The sequence below is a fragment of the Butyricimonas sp. BSD2780061689_150309_C8 genome, assembly GCF_015560935.1.
GTDB classification, from domain to species: domain Bacteria; phylum Bacteroidota; class Bacteroidia; order Bacteroidales; family Marinifilaceae; genus Butyricimonas; species Butyricimonas paravirosa.
The window spans coordinates 116981-122980 of record NZ_JADMSV010000011.1; the positions used below are offsets into that span (position 1 = coordinate 116981).

General features: G+C 32.4%; 5 protein-coding genes. 4 read left to right on the plus strand and 1 reads right to left on the minus strand.

The window, feature by feature from the left end; genetic code table 11:
- Positions 1-2: 2 nt before the first annotated feature.
- From I2I33_RS10535 to I2I33_RS10550, 4 genes are all read left to right on the plus strand, one after another.
- Positions 3-1259, plus strand: a complete 1257-nt coding sequence (locus tag I2I33_RS10535) for a site-specific integrase (RefSeq protein ID WP_087422599.1) — start codon at positions 3-5, stop codon at positions 1257-1259.
- A 221-nt stretch (positions 1260-1480) separates the two neighbouring features.
- On the plus strand, positions 1481-2341 hold the full coding sequence (locus I2I33_RS10540) for a hypothetical protein (protein ID WP_087422600.1): 861 nt from the start codon (positions 1481-1483) through the stop codon (positions 2339-2341).
- Entirely contained in the window at positions 2338-2652 is a 315-nt protein-coding gene (locus I2I33_RS10545) for a hypothetical protein (RefSeq protein WP_087422601.1), read from the plus strand. Before I2I33_RS10540 ends, I2I33_RS10545 begins: the two co-directional genes overlap by 4 nt.
- Before the next feature lie 262 nt (positions 2653-2914).
- Positions 2915-3943 (plus strand): retron St85 family RNA-directed DNA polymerase, encoded by a 1029-nt coding sequence (locus I2I33_RS10550; RefSeq protein WP_087422603.1) that lies wholly within the window; start codon positions 2915-2917, stop codon positions 3941-3943.
- A gap of 376 nt (positions 3944-4319) precedes the next feature.
- On the opposite strand, the gene I2I33_RS10555 is transcribed toward I2I33_RS10550, so the two are convergent.
- A complete protein-coding gene (locus I2I33_RS10555; RefSeq protein WP_140402627.1) occupies positions 4320-5813 on the minus strand; it encodes a hypothetical protein in 1494 nt (497 codons plus the stop codon).
- Between the last annotated feature and the right edge of the window lie 187 nt (positions 5814-6000).

Genomic DNA, 6000 nt, shown 5'->3' on the forward strand with positions numbered 1-6000 from the left:
CAATGGAAAACAATGAAATTACGATTAGTATTATATGTCGTAAAGATAGAGTTAATGCAGCTAACGAAGCTCCATTGTATCTGAGGATAAATAAGGGGCAACAGAAGAAGTTACTTTCACTAAAGTTACAGATTCCTATTATGTATTGGGATTTTGAAAATAATGTATTTCTTGATAAGTGTGTCAATAGAAATTATTATGATTTAGTGATTGAAGAGAAGAAACAAGAAATTAACAAGAAGATAATGGCGGCCAATTTGGAAGGGAGGGTATTATCTCTTGATGAGTTTGGGGAGAAGAAACCCCAAAAGGTGGAGAAGGAGAAAAAAGAGTATGTAAAGCAACATTTTGACAGGTATATTGAAGAGCTGGAGGCGACAGATCATATCAAGAATGCGAGGTATTACAGGTGTTGCCTCAATTGTCTTATGGCATTTACAAAAGGAACGGATATTGAACTTAAAAGTATTGATACGGTATTTCTAAATGACTTTGCAACATGGATGAAAGTAAAGAAGAGATTACGGATGAATACGATAGGGAATAGGTTGAGAGGTTTGAAAGCAGTCATTAATAGAGCCGTTGTTAGTAAAACTATTCCAGCAGACATGAATCCTTTTAACGAGTTTAAAGTATCAAAGTACAAGGAGGAAACATCTAAAAGGGCAATTCTTAAACAAGACATTGAGAGGATTATAAACTTGGATTTGAAAAGTATTTCAGACGAGAATACATTCCCTCTCTATGACTTTGCAAGAGATATATTTGTGTTTAGCTATCTAGGATGTGGGATTAATATTGTAGATATTGCATTTCTAAAGTATGTTAATGTTATAGATAACGAGAGGTTACAGTTTCGGAGAAGTAAGACAAAGAAAATGATCTCATTTCGTTTACAACCTATGGCGAAGGATATAATCAAGAAGTATAGCAAGAAAAAGCACAAGCAAACAGATTATGTCTTTCCAATATTCGATGATGCCAAACAGAAAACGATGAAGGAGAAATACTATAAGTTAGATTACCAAACAAGGTATGTAAACAAGTATTTGAAGAAGATAGGGGAATATCTGGATATATCATTGAAACTGACCTCATATGTTGCAAGGCATTCATTCGCTACGGTGCTAAAACGATCGGGGGTAAACACCTCTATTATATCAGAAGCTATGGGGCATAGTTCTGAAAAGGTAACACAAATATATCTGGATAGCTTCGAGAATGACCAGATAGATGAAGCTATGAGTAATTTACTTTAGGTACATCTAAAGTTGATAAATTTAGTAAGGTGAGTTTTAGCCAGAATGGTATGTAACAATGTATCTTCTGGCTATTATTTACTTCAAAATAATATACTCATTCATTTTGTATTTTGTCATTTCTTAAATATTCACTAGTTTTATCAGCAAATTAAAAAGAAAATAATAGCATCATTAATACCTTATATAATAAAACTTTATAAATAAAAGAGCAATACGATATGCCGAAAGTTAAATATTTAAAAAGGGAAGATTTTAATATTATATATAGACTTTATTCCAAACAATCCTGGCTATGTGATAAAGAAGATTGTTTAATTGATCTACTTGCTCTTTGTAGTAATGAATCAGAAAAGAAACTTTTAATAGATTTACTCAACGATTTTAGTTTTCTCGATCTAAAATTACTTAATTATTATTTGGGACTTATTGCAGATTTTATTGTTAATGAAAGTGGATTCAAAGAAGAAACAACACAAATATCTGCAATAACTTATGATGATGAAGCTGATAGTAGTCAAAAGATACTTGATCATTTAAAAATGCCTATTTTCAAAACTGGGTGGAGTAATGTCAAAACTGTTAATCGTTTTGGTGCAATTCCAAGAAATTTTAATGCTGGTAAAAAACAAATAATTTTTGTAGACGAATTTGTTGGTAGTGGTAAAACTATTTTGTCCAGAATTAAACAATTAAAAAATGATATAGGGAATGAATTTGAATTAAAATTATGTTTCGTCGCAGGAATGGAACATGGCCTTAAAAGCATAGAAAAGCTTGGTTATGAGGTTTTCTGTCCATTAAGATTTCCTAAAGGTATTTCAGATAGGTATGTTGGAGAAGAATTAAAGTTTGCAGAAGATACAATGCTTGAATTGGAATTGAAACTTGCCGAAAATGTAAATGATCATCAATTACTTGATTATTCTTTTGGATATAATAAAGCCGAGGCTTTATACTCTCTAGAGAGTTGTTCAGGAAATACCCCCAACTCGGTTTTTCCCATTTTTTGGTGGCCAAGAGACAAAAAAAATAATCAGAGGAACACGTTATTAACTCGATTTGAAAAAGGATTAAAATGAAACTAAGTAAAATAGATAGAGTAATTATCCAAGATTTGTTTAAGGCAGCAGAAGGTCTTTATGTTTTTACATTATATCGTAGATATAAAATATCTCCGAAAGAGCTTTTTATGGCAATAAATAAATTAGAAGTCGCAGAAATACTAGAAAATAATGATAGCAGGATAATCTTGACTAAAAAGGGTGTCGATTTTGCAATAAAGAAACAAATAAGTCATAAAGGACATGAAAGGTTAACTGTTCCTAGTTTTTCAAAAGGCCCAAGAATTAAAATCAATGAATTTTATATTCCAATAGATTTTGAATTATGAAATTAAACTGTACTTTTGTAATGAAATGGGTAGACAATAAAGAAACTAGCACATTTGAAGTGAAGTCGCTTCTAAGGTTAAGGTATTCTTTAACCTCTACTCTTAATAAGCAAATCAAAGATTTGCTTATTAAGAGCGTTCACTCAGCACAGCTGAGATTCACAGTGATTAATTCAGATTATTCTGGAGCATACTCCACAATAATCGGCCTTAATCACAGAGCTTACGTTAAGAAAGTAGTTTAATTAATGTCTCCCATTTTATGTCTAAACTTAAGTTATATAATTATTGGTATTCAAACTTTGAAAAATCAGGAATAAAATCTGAATTTGTTGAAAAATACATGGCATATGTTAGTAAGTTACTTAATAACAATGTCCCTATAATATTCGATTTTAATCACCTTTGCTTACTTCTTGGTCGAAATGGGCATTATTTAGCCTCTGTTGTAAATTCAAATGTATCACATTATAGAATATTTCAAATTCCCAAACGTTCTGGCGGGCATAGAAATATCTCAGCACCATATCCCGCTTTACTTGAATGCCAATCTTGGATATATGAAAATATTTTAGCTAAAATAAAAATTCATCCTGCAGCTCAAGGGTTTACAACTAAAAAATCAATTATAACTAATGCAAAGATTCATATAAATCAAAATCATTTTTTAAAGATTGATTTAAAAGATTTTTTCCCTTCTATTACGATTAATCAAGTGATTAATGTCTTCAAGTCTATTGGTTATACAAATAAAGTCGCATACTATTTGGCCTCAATTTGTTGTTGTGAAAATGTGTTACCACAGGGTGCACCAACAAGTCCTGCATTAAGTAATATTGTTGGCAAAACTCTTGACAAAAGATTATATTCATTTGCCAGAACTTACGATTTAAAATACTCTAGATATGCGGACGACTTAGCTTTTTCTGGTGAACAAATACCTAGCAAATTTATTGAATATATCTCTGATATAATAAGATCTTGTGGATTCTCTGTAAACGACAGAAAAACAATATTACAACAACAAAAGAATCGTAGAAGAATAATTACAGGGATCTCAATATCAGATGATGCAATTAAAATTCCTAGAGAATACAAAAGAAAATTGAAACAAGAAATACATTGTATTAGAAAATTTGGGATTTCCTCTCATATACGAAGACAAAAAATTAAAAAAACTGATTATCTATTATGTGTCATTGGAAAAGTTAAATTCTGGTTGTCAGTGGAACCTGAAAATCAGTTTGCAACTCATGCGTTAAATGATTTATTAAATATAGCTCAACAATGATAGGTATTTGAATCTTTTTATACCCAAAACATTATTGCTAATATTATGTATTACTCAAATTCCAGCTCATATTATTGTTGATTAATACGAATTACTTAAATCGTAGCTATTAAATTGAACAGAGATTGATCTAATTTCATGGTTTGTTAACTTATCCCAATTATACCCTTAGTTTAATGAAAGTATTACCCTTCTGTTCAAAAACTCTAAATTCAAATAGAATATTACGAGTAGAAAAATACCATCAAATTCCTTTTATATACCTATTCTGCAAAAAATTCACCAACTGTAATTTCACCATCAGAAGTACTTATCAAGCAATTAAAAATCAATATCATCAACAGGTACACCTTCTATTAGTTCATAAACTATGCTTTTAGTTGGTTGGAAACTCTTTCATCACTTTAAGAGTGTATGTATACGGTTTCTTGTGATATGAAGGACTTGCATCGTAATAATCTTCAATCGTATTCTTTTTTACCTTGTAATCAATGCCATACCGCTTGTATATGTCCTGTAACTGGTTTTTAATATCTTCTTGTGGCATTGGCACGTTTAAAGGGAAAGCATCTTTAATTTCCTGTACAACCATCGAGCTAAAACGCAATAATTCTGTATTGTATTTATCCAGTTCCTTTTTAATATCTGCCCTCTGGTACTTTTTGTTTACAAATACCTCAACACCTAACTTCTCGTACGCTTCAACGATCAATTCTCCATCTTTTTCCTGTTTAAGAATATTGATATAAAAATCACGATCTGGATCATCTTGTAACTTGTTCAACTTGTCAACTATTGCTTTACAACGTTCCATGAAGGTTGGAAGCTCTTTTAATTCTAACCTATCACTATCTCCAACCGCAAAAAACACGTTCCTGTAATTCACTGTAAAATGGTTCGTTCCTTCATACGCTTCCCTTAAAACATTGCCAGATAAGTAATACCGTTTCACCCTCTCGTTGTTGTAATAGTTATCAATGGCGAAGTGATCTATTTCAAGTAATCCATCATCAAGTTTCGTGGCAAACTCCGCTAAACCTAACCTGTTTATATCATCAAGTATTGCCTTCTTGCGAGTTACATCCGTTGTTTCGTTATATCTCGCTTGCAAGCTCTCGTAAGTTTTCAACTTCTCTTCCAGCTCCATATCAATCTCTTCATCCGTTTTCACGTTTAAGGTGTTGCGAACGTTAGTAAGGTGCGTGATAGAATTGAAAGTGCTACCATCAATCTCTTTTCTAAAGCGACCGCATATTTGTACCGCTTCCGTGTAAGGATCAATCATTGAATGTTCCGCTTCATACAAGTTGGTAAGCATAACTATATCTGGTTTCACCTTCAATATAATATCTAATGCGGAGTAAAAGCGACAAGTTAAAAAGTTATACTTGGCGATAGGTTCAGAATACAAGCTTGCAACGTTAGTGTAACCTTTCTTTTTCAATTTCTTCACGCTCTTTTCTGAACAGAATATTCTCGATTGTCCTTCAATACCTAAAGTGTTCACTATCTTGTCAATTCCATTCGTTGTGTTCAAGAAAATAAACACACGAGAACTATTTGCCAAGTGTTCCAGTAATAACTGGCGAACTGAATAATCGTAGCTGTTGGTAACTATCAAGTTTAGTGGTTTCTTGTAATCGAAATCTGGCGTGATCTTTATCCACTGGAAACCTTCAAAACGTGGATCGCTTACCTCTAGCGGTGTCGCTGACACGAACGCCTTACCTTTAAACTGGAAGAAATCTTTCATCGGCATGGTAATTTTCCTGCGAAAATCGCTATCCTCCGTCAACCTCTCGCATTCATCGAACAGGCAGAAAAAGGTATTGTACATGTTCCATTTCAACTCTTCGCAAGCTTTCTTCACCTTCCAAAAACTTTCTGGCGTGGTAAGTGGAAATTCCAATGTAATTGACCCCTAGAATCCAACTTAAATTGCCCCCCTTTAAATTTTCCCCAGAAATAGCCAGATCATCCCTTTATACACGTGCATAAAATTCTACAGGTATGCCATTATTATTATTAAATTTTATTCACAAATATAGTGATTTTAT